Raw genomic sequence first — 881 nt, 5'->3', positions numbered from 1 at the left:
CCTGCGGCATCACCTTCGATTCGGTCAACCAGCTTAGATCTCATCGCCGGGGCAACAGCGACGTCCGGTGCAAGGGGAAGCGGCTCAAAAAGAAAGGAGAGGAGATTTAAAAAGAACGGCTATGGCTTCAACAGTTCAGACTTGGGAAGATGTTGATGGCAATTGCCCCATCCCTACTCATCGACTAGCCTTTCGTGCCAGGGTTGAATCAGAGGTTATGCTCGTTGCAAAGGCTGGCAAATACCTCATATCTTTGGCTTATCCTGACCGTTACTCCAGCTATTGTTGTTAATGCGGGAACAGAGAAGCAGGTGAGTAGCTACACGTTTGTTTTGCCATCAGGTGAAGGGGAGGCCGATATCATCTCAACAGGGCGTATTCACACATCATCACCCGTCGTTCAGCCTTTGGACGACACATTTTGTGTACCGGGTTCAGAAAATAGCCTGGTCTGCCAGGGGGTTGGGAGTCCATCCAGAATCAGGCTGCCACGCCAGGACAAAAAAACTCTTGGGCTGATAGCAGATTCCCCGTCAGCGACAGATGACGTGCTAATAACAAATGAATTCGTTGATGGATTTCCGTTACCTTTTAACTCTGATATCAGCGCTTGGGAAATTCACTGCCGAAAAGTTGTCAAACAAGAGATAGAAGAGGTTTATGAAGCTGCATCAACAGTTCTGGGTGACCTGGACTACGGTGGCCCTGTACCGGAAGTAGAAATATTGAACCAGGGTGAAAAGAGGGCAGTATGCCGAGGACAGCGGAATACCACCTGCCTCTGCGGCACCACCTTCGCTACGGTCAGCCTGTTTTACTCTCACCGTCAGTCCAGCCGAGACGCCCGGTGTAAGGGACAGTGGAACACCACCTGCTCCTGC

1 protein-coding gene is annotated in these 881 nt (G+C 50.9%); it reads right to left on the bottom strand.

The features are described from left to right. Positions 1-671: 671 nt before the first annotated feature. Positions 672-881: hypothetical protein (locus E1189_RS24530; protein WP_230459902.1), on the bottom strand; the 210-nt coding region annotated here is incomplete at its 5' end.

This window comes from Parendozoicomonas verongulae (assembly GCF_009711465.1).
Lineage (GTDB): Bacteria > Pseudomonadota > Gammaproteobacteria > Pseudomonadales > Endozoicomonadaceae > Sansalvadorimonas > Sansalvadorimonas verongulae.
The sequence above is the reverse complement of the archived record's forward strand: the minus strand, read 5'-3'. Positions and strand labels throughout refer to the sequence as shown.